The following is an 18,829-nucleotide window of genomic DNA, read 5'->3' on the forward strand; positions in this document are numbered from 1 at the left end:
CGGACGCCATCACAGTTCCGTCACACGGGGAATGATTCGTTCCGACGGTGGCGGAGGTTCACTTTTCCGGCGATGTGGACAGAATTTCCCTTTATCGTGCATAGACCGCTCGTCCGCATCATCCGCCGAGAACCCGAAGAGGAGCCAGCGTGATCGTCCGTACCACGCCCGACCTCTCGTCCAAGGATCCGAACTGGTGGCGGCAGGCCGTCATCTACCAGGTGTATCCGCGCAGCTTCTCCGACGCCGACGGTGACGGGCTCGGCGACGTCCGGGGTGTCACCCAGCGCCTGTCCCACCTCGCGGCGCTCGGCGTGGACGCGCTGTGGCTCAGCCCCTTCTACCCCTCCGAGCTCGCCGACGGCGGCTACGACGTCGCCGACTACCGGGACGTCGACCCGCGCCTGGGCAGCCTGGACGACTTCGACGACATGGTCGCCGAGGCCCACCGCCTGGGCCTGAAGGTGATCGTCGACCTGGTCCCGAACCACACCTCGCACCAGCACGTCTGGTTCCAGGAGGCCCTGGCGGCCGGCCCGGGCTCCGCCGCCCGCGACCGGTACGTCTTCCGTGACGGCCGGGGCGAGCACGGAGAGCTCCCGCCCTCCGACTGGCAGTCCGTCTTCGGCGGCAGCGCCTGGCAGCGGGTGCCGGACGGGCAGTGGTACCTGCACCTGTTCGCGCCCCAGCAGCCCGACCTGAACTGGGGGCACGAGGAGGTCCGCGCCGACTTCCGCACGACCTTGCGCTTCTGGGCCGACCGCGGGGTCGACGGCTTCCGGGTCGACGTCGCCCACGCCCTCGCCAAGGACCTGGCCGAGCCGCTGCGCGACCTGGGCGGGCCCGAGCTGAGCCGGGAGGAGGCGCTGCCGGACTTCCCGCCCGGTACCCACCCCTTCTACGACCGCGACGACGTCCACGAGATCTACCGCGACTGGCGCACGATCCTCGACTCCTACTCCCCGCCCCGCATGGCCGTCGCCGAGGCCTGGGTGCGCGGCCCGCGCCGCGCGCTGTACGCGCGCCCGGACGAACTGGGCCAGGCGTTCAATTTCGAGTACCTCCAGGCGGGCTGGGACGCGTGTGAACTGCGCCAGGTGATCACCGGATCGCTTCAGGACGCGCGGCTGGCCGGCGCCTCCGCGACCTGGGTGCTGTCCAACCACGACGTCGTACGCCACGCCTCCCGGCTGATGCTGCCGCCGGGCACGGACGAGAACGCCTGGCTGCTGTCCGGCGGCCACGCGCCCGCCGTGGACGAGTCCCGGGGCCTGCGCCGGGCCCGGGCGGCCGCCCTGCTGATGCTGGCGCTGCCCGGCTCGTCGTACGTCTACCAGGGCGAGGAGCTCGGGCTGCCCGAGGTCGCCGACCTGCCCGTGGAGGTCCTCCAGGACCCGATCTGGGAGCAGACGGGCCGGGTCCGCAAGGGCCGCGACGGCTGCCGGGTGCCGCTGCCGTGGACGAAGAGCGGTCCGTCGTACGGCTTCGGCGCGGGCGGCGCCTGGCTGCCCCAGCCGCCGGGCTTCGCGTCGTACGCCGTCGAGGCCCAGGACGGGACGGAGGGCTCGACTCTGGAGCTCTACCGCACGGCCCTGAAGCTGCGCCGCAAGCTGCTCGAGGGTGAGTCCCTGACCTGGCTGGAGGACACCCCGCCCGGCGTCCTCGCCTTCACCCGCACCGACGGCTGGCGCTGCGTGACCAACCTGTCGGACACCCCGGTACCCCTCCCGCCCGGCGAGGTTCTCCTGACCAGCGCCCCTCTGTCACCGGAAGGCCGGCTGGGCCCCGACACGACCGCGTGGCTGGCCTGAGCGACGCGCAGCTCAGGGAGGAACGGGCGCACCCCGGCCGACGGGCCGGGCGCCGGAATCCTCGGGGGCGCTTCCACGGCCGCAGCCCGTCTCACCCCGCCGGCGGGCTGGGTGAGGCTGCCGCCGGGCCCTGCGTGCTGTTCGCCGGTGGCGTCAGGACCACCTCGGGCTCGCCGGGGGCCGGGGGCGGTGGGGTGAGGTCGGAGGAGGGGAGCTTGGGCGGGGTGGTCTCCTGGAAGAGGACCTGGTCGAAGTTGACCAGGCCCGTCTTCTCCATGACCGTGATGTGGTCCAGGACAGTGGTGTTCGCCTGGTCGGCGAGCTGGCGCACCAGGGTGTTGCGGGTGGTGGAGCGGATCTTCGAGACCGTGTTGAAGATGCTGCCGTGCGTCACGCGCAGGATGTTGGCGAAGTCGGAGTCGAACTGCTTGCCGCTGTCGCTGCTCAGCGTCGTGATGAACCCCTGCTGCTGCGGGCTCGGCTGGTCGGGGATCGTGATGTTCAGCTGGGGCGCGATCCGGCGGCACGTCGCGTCCAGGGCCGCGTGGCCGGCGATCAGGTGCTGCCCGGCCGTGACGACCGCCTTGGTCGTCCCCTTCTGCACGGCCATCTGACCCACCGGGTACTCCCACAGCCCCGCCGCCCGCACCTTCACCACGAAGTCCCGGTCGGCCTCCGTCAGCGGCCCGGCCGAGGTCTGGGCGATGATCCGGTCGGGGGTGCTGGACACGTTGTTCATGCCGAGCATGGCCGGATAGGCGAGCGCGATGGCCGTCAGGCCCAGGGCGCCCCCCACGAGAAGGGTTCCCATCGCGTTCCGCGAGAAGAGCACCGTGCCTCCTGCCCGGTCGAGGGTCCCGCCGTCGCGCGGCGGGTCTGGTCGCAGGGGAGTACGGCTCGACCGGTCAACGGAGCCTCTCGCATTGGTCAAGGCTTCCCAACCGCGCCCACCAACAAGTAAGTTCCCATACGGAACTCACTGAGCTACGGAAGGGAACGCCGTGCCCCAGCAGACCTGGAACGCCGTCGACGCCTACTTCAACACCCTGCTCGTGGAGGAGGACGGCGCCCTGCGCGCGGCCGGCGAGGGCAGCGAGGCGGCCGGTCTGCCGCCGCACCAGGTGGCTCCCAACCAGGGCAAGCTGCTCCACCTCCTCGCCCGCATCCAGGGCGCCCGCTCCGTCCTGGAGATCGGCACCCTCGGCGGCTACAGCACCCTCTGGCTCGCCCGCGCGCTTCCCGACGACGGCCGTCTGGTCACCCTGGAGGCCGACGAGCGCTACGCACGGGTCGCCTCCGACAACATCGCCCGCGCCGGCCTCGACCACCTCGTCGACCTGCGCGTCGGCAAGGCCCTGGACACGCTCCCCCGGCTCGCGGAGGAGAACGCCGGCCCCTTCGACCTCGTCTTCATCGACGCCGACAAGCCCACCAACCCCGACTACCTGGAGTGGGCCCTGCGCCTCACCCGCCCCGGCAGCGTGATCGTCGGCGACAACGTCGTGCGCGACGGCGCGGTCACCGACCCGGACAGCGAGGACCCACGCGTCCAGGGCGTCCGCCGCTTCACCGAACTCATCGCCCAGAACCCGAAGTTGACCGCCACGGCCCTGCAGACCGTCGGCGAAAAGGGGTACGACGGCTTTGTGCTCGCCGTGGTCACCGGCTGACCCGACGACCGAGAAGCGAGCAGAGGGGGAGAACATGGCGAGGATCACCGAACTCACGTACTACCCGGTGAAGGGCTGCGCCGGAATCACCGTCTCCGACGCGGCGCTCACGCCCACCGGGCTCGCGTACGACCGCCGTTATGTGATCGTCGACGAGAAGAGAGAGCTGCGCTGGCTGTGGGGCGACCCGCGGATGGCACTGATCACGCCCGAACTCGGGGGCGTGGGCGGCCAGGGCGGAGACTCGGTGCTCACGCTGCGCGCGCCCGGGTACGGCGATCTCCGCATCGACGCCGACGACTTCACCGAACCGGTGGAGCTCCCCGGCCGGCACTACCGGGCCGTCGACCAGGGCGACACGGCCGCCGCGTGGGTGTCGGACGTGATCGGTGCGCGGAGCAGGCTGCTGCGGGTGCCGCCGGAGCAGGACGGCGGGCCCGTCGCCGCCAACAGCAACCGCGTGCACATCGTCTCCCGGGCCAGCCTCGACCTGCTGAACCGGCGCCTCGCCGAGCGGGACGACCCGGCCCCGCCGCTGCCCATGAACCGCTTCCGCCCGAACGTCGTGGTCGACGGCTGGGACGACCCGCACACCGAGGACCGCGCCCGCCGTCTGACCGTCGCCGACACCGAACTGACCCACACCGAGGCCACCGTCCGCTGCGCCATCACGATGGTCGACCAGGACAGCGGCCGCCGGGCGAGCCCGGAACCGCTGCGCACCCTCGCGACCTACCGCAAGGCGGCCGACGGAGGGATCCTCTTCGGCGCCTACTTCGCCATCCGGCGCACCGGGAAGCTGTCGGTCGGCGACGAGGTGTCCGTGCAGGAGTGGAGGGTTCCGTAGTCCGTACGGCCGTACAGCGCGCGTCACCTGCGGGAACGGCCGTGAGAATGGGGCTCGGGGGGTGCCTGCGTCCGACCGCCCACCGCCCTTCCACACGCACAGGGAGCCCCCACCATGAGACGCTCACGGCCGAGGACGGCAACCGTCCTGATGTGCTCCGCCGCCGCCCTCGCCGCCCTCGTCACGGTTCCGGCCGCCGCCTCCGCGCACGGACGAGGTGACCTGTGGGGCGCCGTCACCATCGTCCCCGGCCGTGCGGGCGTCCTCGACGTCTCCGGTCACACCGAGCCCGTCCTGAGCACCGGTTCCACGCTGACGCTGACGGCGCCCGGCCGGACCACGATCACGGACATGCCCCTCGACGCCCAGGGCTACCGGGGTGCCGTCGCCGCCGACGGCCGCACGGGGGCGTACACCTTCACCGGTGCCACCGCCCAGAACCCGTGGGAGGGGCGCTCCTTCCCCTTCGTCGTGGCCGTGCCCGCCGACGCCGTGCCCGGCTCTCGGCTGGCCGGCTGCGCGCTGCGGCTGACCGATGCCGAGGGCGTCCTGAAGGACCAGGGGACGTGCACGGTGACCGTCGGGCTGCCCGAGCCGACGCTGGTGAGTCCGCCGTCGGGTGTGCCGCTGGGGCCGCGCCCGGAGGCGGCCGGGACGGCGTACCCGGGCGCGCAGGTCGCCGTACGCGACAAGGACGAGCACGAGGTGTGCTCCACGACCGCGGGCCTGGACGGCGCGTGGTCCTGCGCGCCGGGCCCCGGCCTGCCCGCCGGCGGCAACCGGCTCCAGGCGACAGCCACCCTGAACGGGGTGAGCGCGGCGAGCGAACAGGTCGCCATCATGGTCGGATCGCCGCAAAGGTGAGACAACGCCCCGAGGACAAAGGCTTGTTGGGAAAACGTTGACCCGTTCCAGGCCGACTCCTGGTGATTTCGCGGGAGAGTCCTGACGAACCCTCGACCTAGTGTCGCCGCATGCCCCCACAGCCACCCCCGCGCGTCCCCGCCGCGCTCCCGGTCCTGCCCTACCGCAAGCCCACCAAGGGCCGCGACTACTGGGTCCTGGACGACGTCCTGCCCGACGTGGACGCCGTACGGGAACGGTGTCTGGCCAAGGACGACTGGGTGCGGGGGTACCCGTACACCTCGGAGACCTGGCCCGGGCTGCGCACCATGCCGGGCCTGGAGCCGGGTGAACTCGCCAGGGTGGAGCGGCTGGTGAAGAAGGCGACCGGCGCGAAGGAGCTGTGGGTGCAGCGGGCGCCCGGCGGCGGCACCCTCAACCACAACTGCGTTCAGGTCGTGGGGGAGGGCGAGAGCGAGCCGCGCCCGCACACCGACTCACGCCACCTGTGCCGTTACGCCGCCGTCCTCTACCTCAACCCGGCCGTGCCCAAGGACTGCGGCACCAGTTTCTACCGCCAGTCCCTGCCCGGCGGCCGTCTCGGCGGCAACGTCGTCCAGGCCCCGCACCACAACCTCGTCGAGGCACTCGGCACCCGGTTCGTGGCACCGGACGCCTTCGAGGAGGACGTACGCGTACCGCACAAGTACAACCGGCTGCTGCTCTACCACGCCAACCTCGTGCACAGCGCGACCGGTTACTTCGGTACGACGCTTCAGGACAAGCGGATGACGGCGGTCTTCTTCTGGATGGCCTGATCCCGTCCGAGGCCGCCGTCAGCGAGGCTGCGGTCAGTAGCGCAGTGCCCGGCCCACGTGCGCCTTCACCTCGCCGGACAGCTTGTGCGTGCTGCGGGCGGTGGCCTTGCCGGTCCCGCCTGCCGCCACGTCGGCGACGGTGACGACGACGACGTCGAGGAGCCCGCCGTCGGCCTGCTCGAAGTCGACCTGCACGGCGAAGGACCTGGTCTTGTCGTCGGTGTTGGCCGCGGTGACCTCGACGGTCGTACGTCCGTCGGAACCGGCGGCCGGCTTGCCGAGCTGTACGTCGTCCTTGGCGTTGACGCCGTTGTCGATCTCGTCGAGCTTGTGGCCTGCCTCCGCGGTCGCCGACGCCAGCGTGTCCCCGGCCTTGGAGGCGAGCGAGGACGCGGCGGAGGCGGCCTCGCTGACGACGGACTCGGGGCTGCTGTCGTCGGAGCAGCCGGTCAGCCCGGCCGTCAGCACGAGCGCCGTGACCGCCGCCAGCGCCGTGCACGTCGCGCGGGGCGTGCGGTGAGCGGGCATGTTGCCTCCAAGGTCGGGGTGTCCCCTTCAGTGAAGGCCGCCTCGCGTACGCCCGCATGCCGGGCGGCCCGGACGGTGTATCCCGCCGGGTGACGGCTCAGCGCTTCGCCTTCTTGTACCGCCGCATCAGCTCGATGATCCGTGCCTGGTCCGCCGGGCCGTTCAGCTCGGCGAGCAGTTCGTCCGGGCACAGCTCGTAGAAGTCGCCCCAGAACCCGCGCCTGCGGTTGTCCCAGATCCGGTATCCCCCGGGCACACCCCGAGCGACGTAGCGCCGCTTGCTCATGCAGGGCAGTGTCCCCTGACACGGGCGTTCCCCGCACTGGTTATTCGTCAGCCCGTCGGTGCCGTGCAGGACGGGGCGCAGGCGGTGTCCGTGACGCCGTCCGGCGGGACCACCGTCGGGGCGCCGGCCAGGGCGGTGTCCGCCGGCGTGCTGGTGAGGGTGTAGGTCAGGGCGCCGCCGGGGGCGATCGTGCCCGTGGTGTGCAGGGTGCCCGCGCCGGAGGCGGCCCCGCAGGAGCTGCCCGGGGTCGCCGCGCAGGTCCAGGAGGCGGGCGCCGGGTGGTGGATCGAGGCGTCCACGGCCGTCGAGGGGCCCCCGTTGGACACCGTGATCGTCGGCCCGTCCCGCTTGACCGACAACGAGGTCTGAGGTGCCGTCACCACGGGGTGGACCGGCCGGGTCTTGTTGTTGCCGGGTACCGGGTCCGGCGTACGGGAGTGCGCCGTCGCCGTGCCCGACAGGTCCGCGCCCGTCCCCGCGTACGACGGGTCCAGCAGGACCGTGACGCCCCAGGAGGCGCGCGCGCCGGACGCGAGGATGTCCACGGGTCCGCAGGTGACGCGCCGACCGTCGCGTGTCGCCGCGCAGCCCCCGCCCCGCGAGAAGACGAAGTCGACACCGTCGGGGAGGACGGCCGTCGCGGTCACGTCGGTGGCGTCCGACGGACCGTGGTTGCTCACCGTGAGCGCGTAGGCGAAGGTGCCGCCCGGGAAGATCGGGTCGTCGTCCGTCGCCCCCACGACCGACACCGCCGTGACCAGGTCGGCCTCGGGAGCCCGGCCCCCGGCTGCCGAGACCGTTCCGGCGAGCGCGACGGTGAGCAGCAGCGCCCGTAGCGGGCGGACGAGGAATGACCTGCGCATGAGAACGCCCTCCGGGTGCCGACGGCTGTGCACTCATGCTCGGCCGCAGCCCGACCAGTCGTCGGCCGCCACGCCCTGCGGCCCCGCGAAGTCACCCGAACTCGCACCACACGATCTTCCCGGGCGCCCTGGACCCGACCCTCCACTTGTCCGCCAGCGCCGCCACCAGCAGCAGCCCCCGCCCGCCCTCGGCCGGTTCCCCGCCCTCCACATGCGGTACGGCCGGCACGCCGTCCCCACTGTCGTGCACCTCCACACGCACCCCGCCGTCGTACGGCAGCAGCCGCAGCAGGAAACCCCGGCCGGGCGGTACGCCGTGCACCAGCGCGTTCGTCGCGAGTTCGCTCACGCACACCAGCACGTCGTCGGCGCGCGGCCCGACCTCCCAGTCGGCGAGCGCGTCCCGGGCGAACCTGCGGGCGGCCGGTACGGACTGACGCTCCCGCCGATAGAAGCGTTCGCGTGGGGACGGGGGTGGAGTTTCGAGGTTCACGGGACGAGAGTGACGATCCGTGGTCATGGTGAGACAGTACGTGCACACGTACACCTGGTCTGTACGAGTGCGCGATGGTGAACGTACGCGCGCGGGTGGGGAGTTGCACCGCATGAGCACCACGACTCGACGGTCACGCAGGAACGCCTCGGCGATGAAGATGGTGGGCGCGCTGCTCCCCGTCTTCCGAGAGGCCGCCGGATACACCCAACGGTCGCTCGGGGAGCGGTTCGTGGTGGGTGAGCAGCAGATCGCCTCGATCGAACAAGGCAGACGGCCACTGAAGCGGGACCTCGCGGAGCAGTTGGATGAACTCCTGGAGACAAGGGGGGCGTTGAGCGAGGCGTTGAAGTACATGCCCGAGGTGGACTTGGTGCCGCTGTGGGCGGAGGAGTATCTGGATCAGGAGCGGGAGGCGATCGCCGTCTCGTGGTACGAGAGCCTGGTGGTTCCCGGACTGCTCCAGACCGAGGCGTACGCGCGGGCGGTCTTCCGCAGCCGCGTGCCGGTGTACGACGAGGACGAGATCGAGCAGCTGGTGGCGGCCCGTATCGAGCGGCGCGAGATCCTGCATCGCAGGCTGCCGCCGACCGCGAGCTTCGTGATCTGGGAAGCGGCTCTTCGGGACCGCCTCGGCGGCGACGAGGTGTACTTCGAGCAGGTGCGCCACCTGCGGGAGTACGCCGACATGCCCGGGATCGCGTTGCAGGTCCTGCCGCTCGGGCGCACCTCGCACGCGGGTCTCGCCGGGCCCTTCGTCCTGCTGGAAACCCCCGAGTACCAGCGGCTCGCCTACGCCGAGACCCCGCGCGGCAGTCAACTCATCGCTGACCGAGACGAGGTGGGAAGCCTCACCCAGAAGTATGCGATGCTGCGAACGCAGGCCCTCAACGCCGAAGACACGAGGGACTTGTTGGACCGTCTTCTGGGAGAGACATGAGCGGCACCGCACTCGAGTGGTTCAAGTCCAGCTACAGCAGTGATGAGGGCGGCGCCTGCCTGGAAGTCGCCGTGCCCACCACGGAGTCGGTGCACGTCCGCGACTCCAAGAACCCCGCCCTCGGCTACCTCACCGTCGCCCCCTCCACCTGGACCGCCTTCCTCCGCAGCCACGGCAGCGGGGGCACCGCCGATCCGAAGTAGGGAGTGATCCGCACCTCGAAGTGGAGGTGCGGTCCGGTGGCGCTGCCCGTCGTGCCGGCCAGGCCGATGCGCTGGCCGGCCGAGACGTGCTGCTCCCTGCCCACGAGGATGCGGGCGAGGTGGGCGTACTGGGTGAAGTAGCCGTCGCGGTGGCGGACGACGACCTGGTTGCCGAAGCCGTCACCGCAGGTCGTGGCGCGTACGGTGCCGGGGCCGACCGCGTACACGGGTGTGCCCCTGGGGACGGCGAAGTCCTGGCCGGTATGGCGGTGGGCCCAGTGCGGGCCGCGGGCTGCGTATGCGGCGGAGAGCCGGTAGCCGCGGGTGGGTGCCGTCCAGTCGTCCTGGCCGTTGTCGCGGCCCGGGGCGTGCAGGGCCTTGCGTAGCCCGACCCGACAGTGCCCGGCGCGTCCGGACGGGTCGACGGCGACGGGGTCGCCGCGGTGGCGGCCCGCCCGGCGCAGTATGTCCCACAGGTCGCTGCGGATGGCCTTGCGGTGCCGCTCGGCGTCCCGCACCTTCTCGGGACGGGCCTCCGCGTCCCGCCGTAGCCGGTCGACGCGGGCGCGGGCCGCTTCGTGGGCGCGGACCGCACGGGCGGCCTCGTCGCGGGGCGGGTCGACGTCGCTGACGGCGCGGGCCGGGGCCGCCGTCAGCGCGACCAGCAGGGCGGCCACCAGTGCGGCGGTGTGTCGTGCGAAGCGGGTGCGGTGGTCTCCTCGCATCTTCGGATCGTCGGACAAGTAGGGTCGACGGGTGAGGTGGTGGGGGCTTACACGCCGTGGTGTTCCTCCGGTCGGGCTACGGGACGGGACGGCTGCCGGACCATGTGTACGAACTCCACGCCCTTGATGACCACCCCGTCGTCGATCCGGCACACGCCGTCGTCGTCGGGCATCTGCGGGTCGCACGACTCGTACACGATGAGGAAGGCAGCCACCGCCCCCCGGTCGTCGCACTCCGGGCTGACGTGGATGAGGCCCTCGCCCGGGGGCAGCAGTCGATCGGTACAGAGCGAGCGCTGTCCGGCGAGCGGTACGGGGCCCAACTCGCTGGTCACGGTGCCCTGGTCACCTTCGTCGAGGATGCGGGCGACCAGCCAGCCGTGCATCCTCGGGCGGCGACGCGCCCGCCTGCGCACGGCCCGGACGACCCAGACCAGGACGAGCCCGACGACACCGGCCCCGACCGCCGGGACCACCCACGCCGGGATCCCCACCTGGCCGGTGCCGGACACGGTGATGGACCGCGCGTCCAGCGGAGGGGGGATCGTCCGGATTCCGAGGGCCGTCAGATTCGGCTGCCAGCGCGTGCTCACGTCGGCGTGGACCGAGAGGCGCCCGGTGAGCCGTACGGTCCTGCGCTCCGTCGCGTACTGGTCCGACTTCCAGGTCAGCTCGACCGTCACCTGGGCAGCGGCGCCGGGTTTCAGCTCGTCGCCGGAGATGTACTTGTCGGACGGTACCTTCGCGGTGATCGGTACGGAGTCGTCGTCGACGGTGAACCTCAGGCCCGAGATCCACAGGGGCGTCTTCGTCATGGTGGACCGCAGGGTGAGGGTGACGGTCGCCTTGCCGTCCTGCGGTGACAGTCGCACCGGCTTCTTGGGCCACTCGACGACGATCCGCCCCGAGCGCTCCACGGCCAGCGCGGCGATGGCCGCGCGCCGCAGGACGTCCTCCCGTACCTGGGCCAGGTCCGGCCGTTCCCAGGGTCTCCACGAATTGGTGATGAGTGAGGAGGGGAAGGCCCGCGCCAGGACCTCGAGGTGCCCGGTCCGGTTGCCGTCGTAGCCGGAGAGCGGGAACAGGTGGACGGTCAGCCGGGTGCGGAGCCTGAGGGCCTCCGCCCGTGAGCCCAGCGCGTCGACCGAGTCGGGGCGGGGCGTGGTCTGTTCCCCCGCGGCCAGGACGGCGATGGCCGACCTCTGGGGCAGGTCGCTCTTCAGCGTGGTCAGCGCCGCGTCCAGCGCCCGGGGGAGGTCGATCGTGTAGTCCGTCGACGGGGGCCCCGGTGCGCTCAGATTGTCGACATCCTCCCGGGTCAGCCGGGGGATCGTCCGGCGGACCTCCCGGTCGAAGAGGATCAGGGTGATCTCGTCCTTGCCGGACACGGCGTCCAGGAGGGTGGTGAGCTGGGTGCGGGTCTCCCGCAGCGGCATCGCTCTCAGGTACGCGGTGTCGACCAGCACGACATAGCGCGCGCGGACGCCGGTGATGCCCAGTTCGCCGTAGAACTGGTCGGGGGTGAGCACGCCCAGCGTCGGCCCTGAGGTCTTCTTCGGTGTCGGCTGTCCGGCGGCCACCGTGGCCGCCGTGGCCGCCCGGGCCGGGGTGGTCAGGGCCAGCAGGGTCAGCAGCCCCAGGAGTACGGCGGCGGTGCGGACGGGGTGCTTCATGTGCCGTTCTCCTCGCCCGACGGGCCGGGGTCCTTGGAGCGCGTCCGGCGCAGCCGCGGCCAGCGGGTGGTCCGGCGCGGGCCTCGGCGCTGCTCGGCGACGGCCTGCCGTACGCCCGGGTGGTTGATCTTCCTCAGGTGGCTGAGCAGCCAGTGGTCGCGCGGGAGGGTCGTGACCAGCGCGAGGGCCGTCTCCTCACGCTGCCCCGCCATGCGTGGGAGCAGCCAGATCTCCGTGAATCCGTACAGATAGGGCTCGGCGTGCTTCCTCGGCGTCCGCGTCGCCCAGGGCGGCGTACGGCCGAACAGCGGGGACACCACGTCCATGGCGCCCCGGTTGAAGGGGTGGTCGGGCTTCAGCAGGCTCAGTGCCTTCCCGACCCGGCCCTGTACGGACGGCGGGCCGTCGACCCCGACCGCGACGATCTTCCCCCAGCAGCCGAGGAGGACCGCGTCGGCGCTCCCGGTCCGCAGCGCGGTGCGCAGCAGCGGCTCCAGGGCGTCGGAGCCGAACCGCCGGACCAGGTCTTCGACCCATTCCGGCCGTACGGCGGTGGAACGGCCGGGCAGCAGTGCGCCGAACGCCCTGAGCCAGCCCGGGGCGTCGTACCCGGCCGGTCCGGGCGGGCAGAGCCAGGCCAGCCAATCCTCCAGCGGGGCCCGCGCGTCGCCGACCTGGTGGCGCAGCAGCTCGTAGGCGACCTCGGGGCGGGACAGGACGGTGGTGCGCAGCTCGGGCGAGGCACCGGGCGGGAGCGGCGGCGCACCACGCAGGAGTGCCGCCTGCGCGGCGGTCTCCTGGGCCGGGGGACAGAGCGCCAGGACGTGGTTGACGAAGGTACCGGTCTGCTGCCGCCGGGTGGCGACCGGCAGGTAGGTGCGGGCCAGTCCCGGTCGTCCGGCGGCCAGTTCCTGGCCCGCTGTGGTGATGATGTGGTCCTGGGTGTCGCTCCATCGGCGCTTCAGTGTCTCGTCGTCCAGCCGCTCGGTCCGGGGGAGCAGTGCGGCGAGCGCCTCCTGCCGGTACTTCGCGCCGGACGACAGGCAGTCCAGGGCGTGCAGCAGTGCGCCGCCGTCGAGTTCGCGCGGGGTGCGGGCGCGGACCAGCCGCTCGACGAGCGGCGCCGGCCCGCCGTGGCGTTCGTAGTCGTCGAGCAGGGCGGAGCGGTAGACGTGTCCGACGGTGCCCGCGGCCGGTTCGGTGGGCGCGTCCCAGCGGACCTGGTGCTGGTGCGGCTTGCCGACCCACTCGCCGAAGAACAGGCGCACCCCGTGGTCGGCGAGGTTGTCCGCCCAGGTGCTGGCCCGCAGGGTCGCCCGCATGCCGTACGGCAGCAGCGCGACGACCGTGTCCAGGCAGTCGATCCGCTCGGCCAGCGGCAGCGCGCCCGCCTCGGTGAGCGCGACGGAGCCGTCGAGGAGCAGGGCGGCCACGGTGGCGTACCAGTCGAAGCCGCGTCCGTCGGTCTTCATCCGTCCTGCCAGCGCGTCCGGGTCGAACGGGGGCAGGTCGAGCGGGACGGCGGCGGCCGCGGGTCGCGGGAGGGCGATGGACGCCACCTGGTCGTAGAGGGCCCGGTAGGTGACGGCGGGTCCGGCGGTGTCGTCGAACGGGAAGGTGAAGTAGCGGGTGGTGGTGATGGGCCGGGCGGACCTGTCGAGTTCCGTCGACCATTCCTTCAGCGCGATGCCCGACCAGTACGGCTCCCCGGCGCCGCCCGCGACGTCGAAGGTCACCCAGGGCAGCGCGCCGGGCTCGTCGCCGTCGCCGCTCTGGGGGGTGCCCGGGGAGGCGCGGCGGATCAGACCCTCGAAGTGGGCGTCTTCGGCGCGGTCCCGGCTGGAGCCGAGTATCCGGTAGTCGTGGCCGTCCCCGGCGTTCTTGCCGTGGACGGCCCACTCGGCGTAGACCGTCACCGGCTCACTCCGGCATCGAGGCGGATCAGGCGCTCCAGCGCGATGAACGGTTCCAGCACGTTCATGGGGCGGACGCCGCCACGGATGCGCATTCCGTTGGTGCTGGAGTTGGCGAAGTCCGAGGCGTCGAAGACGCCGTCGGCGCCCACGTGGAAGCCGATGGCGGAGGTGACGAAGTACACCGTCCGCTCGGGGTCGAAGTGGTTCTCGACCAGATGGCGCAGCCGGCCGCCGGACGCCCCGGCGAACCGCTCCGCCGCCCAGGCGAAGAACTGCCGGGCGTGCTGGTCCTTCACCCGGGGGAAGCGGTAGCGGTCGTCGCCCTGGGTGCCCCAGCGCGCGATACGGGCCGCCCTGAACACGGCCGGGTCGTCGAACTTGGTGACGCACACCGCGAGGGAGTGGGGGAGGTAGCGGCCGGATGGGTGTCCGCTCTCCTCCAGGTGGGTGGTGAGGCGCTGGATGATGCCGAAGAGGTAGTCGGCGCTGGCATTGGCACTCTCGTTGGTCGGGTCGAAGAGGTAGACCAGACCGTCGGAGGCGGCGAGCCGCTGGGTGAGGGAGACGTCGTCGATCACGCGTTGGTCGTGGAAGTACTCGCCGGGCAGGTCCTGGACCTCCACCACGAAGTCGGGGTCCGCGCCGTCCGCGCCGTCTGCTTCGTCGGGCTCTCCGCTGAACCTGAACCGCAGCGGCTCTCCGGCGGCCTCGGTCGCGGGCGGGAACCGGTTGTTCATCAGCACGCCCTTGTGCTGCACGAGGAACTCCTCGGCGACTCGGTCCGTGCCGCTGATCCGCCAGCTGCCGTACCCCTGCTGGGTGTCGCCGACGACATGGGCGAGCGCGGCGAGCAGCGTGGTCTTGCCGCTGGCGGGGGCGCCCCAGAGGCCGATGCGGACGGGGGTGCGGGCGGGGTCGTCGACGAAGAGGTCGTCGAGGATGTCGTCGTAGGCGGACGGCTCCTCGCTGGTCTGCGGCTCTCCCGGAGCCTGGATTGCCTGGCGGGCGCGGGGGAGTGAGCCGTGCGGGCTCCGACGGGCAGAGGGGTGGGCGCGGTTGCGGACGAGCGGCGTCTGTCCGCCCTGGTTGCGACTGCGGATCTGGGGAAGAGGGCGGCTCTTCGAACCCAGTTGGGCGTGTGTGTGGCGGTACAGGTCGTCCAGGCTGAGCAGTTCGGGGCCATCGGGTATGCCCTCGCGCAGGGCGCGGATCAGTTCGCCGGTGAACGCCGTGAAGTCCTCGCCGAGCGGGGCTAGCGCGAGCTTGGTCTCGGCGACCGCGGTCAGCACGCAGGCCCCGTTGACCTGGGAGCTGCGGGCCACGGCGTCGCCGGCCTGCCGCTCCCCGCCCATGTAGAGGTCCATCGCCCGTCCGCTGTAGCAGCAGTCGAGGACGACCATCTTCTGTCGGGCGCGGCTCTGGAGGATCTCGCGGCGGACCCAGTCGTAGGGCAGGGTGGAGGCGGGGATGTGTTCGGCGTCGGAGTCCGGCAGGGCGAGCTGGAACTCGTCGTCGTGCGGGTCCACGAGGCCGTGTCCGGCGTAGTACACGATCAGGGTGTCGGTGGCCTTTTCGGCCGCCTCCCTCAGGGTCTCCGCCACGTGCCGCGAGCTGTCCGGCTGGAACAGCGCGACGCAGTGCTCCGGCGGCAGCCCCCACAGGTCGGGTGCGCACAGCAGGGCGCGCAGTACGGCGAGGTTCTGTTCGACGGCCGGCAGGTCGTCGAGGCTCTTGTACTGGTGGGTGCCCACCAGGACCGCGTACGAACGGGACGGGTCCGCGAGGCGCGGGTCGGTCACGGCCGGTCCGCCGTGCCGAGGGCGGCGATCAGGGCCCGTACCTTCTGGGGGTCGTCGCCGGTCACGGTCAGCACGAGTCCGTCGCGTTCGACACGGACCTCGGGGGCCCCGCGCCGGGTGCCGCGCCAGGCGCCGACGGCGACGAACAGGTTGGCGAGGGCGAGGGTGTTGGAGACGGCGAGGTTGATCACCTCGAGGGTGCCGCTCATCGTGCCGGGGGGCGCGGTGCCCTGCCCGTGGCGGACGTCGATGTGGTCGGTGATGTCGGGGTCCTGGCGGAGCCAGCGGTAGAGCGAGGCGAGTTGGTCGCCGGTGTTCTCGCCGTCGGCGAGGGTGAGCGAGAGCTCCATGGTGCTTTCCCCTGATGTGGGCCGCCGCGCACATGTTCGAAGAGTAAGCGCGTTATGACGGTACGTGAGATGTAGGTGAGCCGATTTTGCAGGAAGGCGCACGGCACCGCGACCGATTCACGTCGATTCCAGCCGAAGGCGCGGCAACCGTTTCGTCGTAGGCGGCGACAGGGGGGCGAATCCCGTCCCCCACACCAGGAGTTCACATGCGCAGACACTTCGCGCGCTTACTGACGGTCCTGGCCGTCCTCGCCGCTCTCCTCCCGGCGTCCGCCACCCTCGCGGCGTCCCGGGCCGAGGCGGCGGCGTCCCCCACCGTCGCCGCCGACGACTGGAACCCGCCGTCGAACCTGACCCAGCCGCTCAACCAGGTCTGGAACCACGTCCAGTCGACCTACCCGGACCTCTACGGCTTCCGGAACTACGGCTGGGACCAGGTCATGGCCAACAAGGGCAGCGTCAACTACTGCGTCCGCTGGGAGTCGGACGCGCCGGTGAGCGCGGCCCTGCGCGACCGTGTCCACACGGCGCTGAAGAAGCAGTTCGCCAAATGGATGACGGCGATGGTGGAGAACGGCAAGGGCCACAACGCCTGGCCGTACACCAATGTGCCGGTGAACATCGTCGGTTGGGCGGTCAAGAACCGCTCCACCCTCCAGTGGACCGACAACTCGGTCGACATCTACACCAACAACCTGGACAGCGGCGGAGCCCCCCAGTGCGCCCCCGACTGCGGCCGCTTCTTCCACCAGGACGGCGACTACTCCCGTTGCCCCGGCGGCGTGACCCGCCACTACGACCAGTCACTGTGGCTGACCAAGGGCTTCCAGGGCGGCGCGGGAGGTGACTGGGGCCAACGCGTCGGCCAGGAATACTTCACCGGCGCCCTCGCCCAGGAGAACATCCACATCTATCTCCACGAGGTCGGCCACACCTTCGGCCTCGACGACTTCTACGACTGGACCCCCACCGGCCAGTGCTGCTTCATCATGAACGCCGGCAGCGCCACCCAGATCACCGACTTCGACAAGTGGATGCTGCGCGACTTCTGGCGGCATCTGAAGTACCGGTGGGGCTTGTGAGGGCCGGCTGAGCAGCGATCGCGAGCCCCGGGCCACCGGCCCGGGGCTTCACGGAACGTGCAGGGGGCGCCGCCCGCCCCAATCCCTTCCGCTCACGAAGCGGCCTCGGGCAGGGCGCGGTTGTCCAGCCAGGCCACCTCGGCGGCGCAGGCCGACGGCGGTCAGCGCCGCGGCCACGGCGCCGGTTGCTCCGGAACGCAGGGCGCCCCGGGGCCCGCCGGTGTGGCCGGGCCCCGGGGCGACCGTGTGGTGGATTACGGGGCGTTGACCTGCCCGACCGGCGCCACCTTCACGGTGCGGGCGCCGGGCGTACCGCCCAGGGTCACCTTGCGCAGCGAGACGTTGTTCTTGAGGTTCGTCTCCTGCAGGCGCTTCGCCGGGTTGGCGGTCACCTTGATGTAGTACGTGCCGTTCGCCAGGCCCGTGATGTCGAAGGACTGGCCGGGACGGTACTGGGTGTACGTGTCGCCGGAGCCGACGTCGAGGACCTCACGCACGGAGATCGCGCTGTGCTCACCGCAGGCGGTCGACAGATCGGTGTTGTACGGGTGCCAGTTGGCGTTCTTCACCGTGTAGTCGACGGCGTCGGTGTTGGCGAGGCAGAACGCCTCCTTGCCGCTGCGCACCTTCTTGGTCTGGTCCGCGCTCAGCAGCTCGTAGCTGGCGAAGTCCGTGAAGTGCCAGTGCTCGTGACCCACGCGCGGGTCCCACTCCATGGTGCCCGCGGGCGAGTAGCCGACCTGCTTGCCCTTGGCGTCGTAGAAGTACTGGTACGAGTCCATCAGGTCAGCGCCCGGCTTGCGGAAGCCGTCCACCACGAGGGGGGCCGGGCCCGCGTTCCAGACGTTGGCGCTGAAGGCGAGGTAGTCCTTGCCCGCGATGTCGCCGTCCTCGCCGTCGGTGACGGAGATGTCCCAGGCGGGCAGCGAACGCAGGTCCGGCTTGGGCACGTTGGCCGGGACGCCCGCACGGCCGGTGGGCCGCTTGGTGTTGGCCTTCAGCGCGGGTGCGATGCGCGAACCGTCGGTGTGGTCGCGTCCGTCGCCCAGGTGGTGGGCGAGACCGCGCTGCTCCATCGCGTGCGAGAGGGCGCCCGGCGTGGGGGCGTCCGCGCCGCGCGGGCCGTAGTGGTGGCCGGCGTGGCCGCTCGTCAGGCCGGGCGCGGAGTGGCCGCCGCCGTGGTTGTGGTGGGACATCGCGGACGACCGGGAGCCGGACACGCCCTCGCCCTCGTCGTCATTGATCTGACGGACGGTGAGCTTGATGGTGGGCTGGTCGTTCGGGATGCCGAACATGTCGCGGTACTTCTTGGCCACCGTCACCTTGGCCGTGTAGGACCCCGCGGCCAGGTTCACCGGGTGGTCGTAGTCGACCGTGCTGGTGTTGGACGCCCAGCCCTTCTGGACGCCCCACACCGAGCCCAGCGTCCACGGGTTGGTGGGGCAGCTCTCCGGGTACTTCGAGGTCGCCGGGGCGTCCGGGCGGATCCGGCCGGCGGCGTTGTTCGGGCAGTAGGTGCCCTTGCTCTTCGCCACCTCCTTGCCCGCCGTGTTCTTGATGGACACCTCCAGGAAGCCGGGCAGCCCGGAGAAGTCCTTCACCGTCCCGGTGGGGAGGGTCTTCACCTGGGTTCTCGTGCCGTCGCGGAGGATCTGCTGGGCGACCACGGGGTCCTTGTAGGACTTCCGGGTCACCTTGAACTCGAACGGTGCGTTGTCGACCTGGAGGTAGGTGCCGAGGTCGAGGTAGACGCCCTCGTTGCCCTCGTAGCGGTCGAGCGTCACGGACTTCGACGCGGCGATCAGCTTCAGCTTGGGCGTACCGGGCGTGGTGGACTGCTGGGCCCCCGCGTTGGGCGCCGCCGCCGCCGCGGCGACGACGACGGTGAGCGCGGCGCCCGTGGCGAGCGCGGAGCGCTTCAGGCGGCTGCGGTGTTCCTGACTGGTCATCGGTTCCTCGTCTGCGAGTGCCATGGTCGTGGC

Annotated in this window: 19 protein-coding genes; 8 read left to right on the top strand and 11 right to left on the bottom strand. The window is 71.6% G+C overall.

The window, feature by feature from the left end; translation table 11 throughout:
- Positions 1 to 149 precede the first annotated feature (149 nt).
- Complete coding sequence (locus AC067M_RS25505) at positions 150 to 1,811, top strand: glycoside hydrolase family 13 protein (RefSeq protein WP_478699342.1); 1,662 nt, start codon at positions 150 to 152, stop codon at positions 1,809 to 1,811.
- 91 nt (positions 1,812 to 1,902) lie between these two features.
- Here the strand turns inward: AC067M_RS25505 and AC067M_RS25510 are convergent, their stop codons facing one another.
- Positions 1,903 to 2,622, bottom strand: a complete 720-nt coding sequence (locus AC067M_RS25510; protein WP_478699476.1) for a DUF4142 domain-containing protein — start codon at positions 2,620 to 2,622, stop codon at positions 1,903 to 1,905.
- Between the two features lie 190 nt (positions 2,623 to 2,812).
- Between AC067M_RS25510 and AC067M_RS25515 the strand changes: the two genes are divergently transcribed.
- From AC067M_RS25515 to AC067M_RS25530, 4 genes are all read left to right on the top strand, one after another.
- Complete coding sequence (locus AC067M_RS25515; RefSeq protein WP_478699343.1) at positions 2,813 to 3,481, top strand: O-methyltransferase; 669 nt, start codon at positions 2,813 to 2,815, stop codon at positions 3,479 to 3,481.
- A 34-nt stretch (positions 3,482 to 3,515) separates the two neighbouring features.
- A complete protein-coding gene (locus tag AC067M_RS25520) occupies positions 3,516 to 4,328 on the top strand; it encodes an MOSC domain-containing protein (protein ID WP_478699344.1) in 813 nt (270 codons plus the stop codon).
- 114 nt (positions 4,329 to 4,442) lie between these two features.
- A complete protein-coding gene (locus AC067M_RS25525; protein ID WP_478699345.1) occupies positions 4,443 to 5,192 on the top strand; it encodes a carboxypeptidase regulatory-like domain-containing protein in 750 nt (249 codons plus the stop codon).
- A gap of 110 nt (positions 5,193 to 5,302) precedes the next feature.
- Complete coding sequence (locus tag AC067M_RS25530) at positions 5,303 to 5,989, top strand: DUF6445 family protein (protein ID WP_478699346.1); 687 nt, start codon at positions 5,303 to 5,305, stop codon at positions 5,987 to 5,989.
- 33 nt (positions 5,990 to 6,022) lie between these two features.
- Here the strand turns inward: AC067M_RS25530 and AC067M_RS25535 are convergent, their stop codons facing one another.
- From AC067M_RS25535 to AC067M_RS25550, 4 genes are all read right to left on the bottom strand, one after another.
- Complete coding sequence (locus tag AC067M_RS25535) at positions 6,023 to 6,517, bottom strand: hypothetical protein (RefSeq protein ID WP_478699347.1); 495 nt, start codon at positions 6,515 to 6,517, stop codon at positions 6,023 to 6,025.
- Between the two features lie 97 nt (positions 6,518 to 6,614).
- On the bottom strand, positions 6,615 to 6,803 hold the full coding sequence (locus AC067M_RS25540) for a hypothetical protein (protein WP_478699348.1): 189 nt from the start codon (positions 6,801 to 6,803) through the stop codon (positions 6,615 to 6,617).
- Positions 6,804 to 6,850: 47 nt separating this feature from the next.
- The gene (locus tag AC067M_RS25545) at positions 6,851 to 7,666 is read right to left on the bottom strand and encodes a hypothetical protein (protein WP_478699349.1); all 816 of its coding nucleotides are present in this window, start codon (positions 7,664 to 7,666) and stop codon (positions 6,851 to 6,853) included.
- 91 nt (positions 7,667 to 7,757) lie between these two features.
- Positions 7,758 to 8,186, bottom strand: coding sequence for an ATP-binding protein (locus AC067M_RS25550; protein WP_478699350.1), 429 nt, complete (start codon positions 8,184 to 8,186; stop codon positions 7,758 to 7,760).
- Positions 8,187 to 8,271: 85 nt separating this feature from the next.
- On the opposite strand from AC067M_RS25550, the gene AC067M_RS25555 reads away from it, so the two are divergent.
- Together AC067M_RS25555 and AC067M_RS25560 are read left to right on the top strand one after the other, a co-directional pair.
- Complete coding sequence (locus tag AC067M_RS25555) at positions 8,272 to 9,099, top strand: helix-turn-helix domain-containing protein (protein WP_478699351.1); 828 nt, start codon at positions 8,272 to 8,274, stop codon at positions 9,097 to 9,099.
- Positions 9,096 to 9,302, top strand: a complete 207-nt coding sequence (locus AC067M_RS25560; RefSeq protein WP_478699352.1) for a DUF397 domain-containing protein — start codon at positions 9,096 to 9,098, stop codon at positions 9,300 to 9,302. The genes AC067M_RS25555 and AC067M_RS25560 overlap by 4 nt, the downstream gene beginning before the upstream one ends.
- On the opposite strand, the gene AC067M_RS25565 is transcribed toward AC067M_RS25560, so the two are convergent.
- The 5 genes from AC067M_RS25565 to AC067M_RS25585 are packed head-to-tail and all read right to left on the bottom strand — an operon-like array spanning position 9,224 to position 15,765.
- Positions 9,224 to 10,027, bottom strand: coding sequence for a M23 family metallopeptidase (locus AC067M_RS25565; protein WP_478699353.1), 804 nt, complete (start codon positions 10,025 to 10,027; stop codon positions 9,224 to 9,226). The two genes, AC067M_RS25560 and AC067M_RS25565, sit on opposite strands and share 79 nt — an antisense overlap.
- A 47-nt stretch (positions 10,028 to 10,074) precedes the next feature.
- A complete protein-coding gene (locus AC067M_RS25570) occupies positions 10,075 to 11,700 on the bottom strand; it encodes a hypothetical protein (RefSeq protein WP_478699354.1) in 1,626 nt (541 codons plus the stop codon).
- Complete coding sequence (locus tag AC067M_RS25575; RefSeq protein ID WP_478699355.1) at positions 11,697 to 13,616, bottom strand: hypothetical protein; 1,920 nt, start codon at positions 13,614 to 13,616, stop codon at positions 11,697 to 11,699. Before AC067M_RS25575 ends, AC067M_RS25570 begins: the two co-directional genes overlap by 4 nt.
- Positions 13,613 to 15,415 carry a caspase, EACC1-associated type gene (locus AC067M_RS25580; protein WP_478699356.1) on the bottom strand — a complete coding sequence of 601 codons (1,803 nt, stop codon included), beginning with the start codon at positions 15,413 to 15,415 and terminating at the stop codon, positions 13,613 to 13,615. Before AC067M_RS25580 ends, AC067M_RS25575 begins: the two co-directional genes overlap by 4 nt.
- Complete coding sequence (locus AC067M_RS25585; RefSeq protein ID WP_478699357.1) at positions 15,412 to 15,765, bottom strand: effector-associated constant component EACC1; 354 nt, start codon at positions 15,763 to 15,765, stop codon at positions 15,412 to 15,414. The genes AC067M_RS25580 and AC067M_RS25585 overlap by 4 nt, the downstream gene beginning before the upstream one ends.
- Positions 15,766 to 15,971: 206 nt before the next feature.
- Between AC067M_RS25585 and AC067M_RS25590 the strand changes: the two genes are divergently transcribed.
- A complete protein-coding gene (locus AC067M_RS25590; protein ID WP_478699358.1) occupies positions 15,972 to 16,847 on the top strand; it encodes a hypothetical protein in 876 nt (291 codons plus the stop codon).
- A 254-nt stretch (positions 16,848 to 17,101) separates the two neighbouring features.
- On the opposite strand, the gene AC067M_RS25595 is transcribed toward AC067M_RS25590, so the two are convergent.
- Entirely contained in the window at positions 17,102 to 18,796 is a 1,695-nt protein-coding gene (locus tag AC067M_RS25595) for a lysyl oxidase family protein (RefSeq protein ID WP_478699359.1), read from the bottom strand.
- Between the last annotated feature and the right edge of the window lie 33 nt (positions 18,797 to 18,829).

The sequence above is a fragment of the Streptomyces sp. NPDC043427 genome, assembly GCF_056436655.1.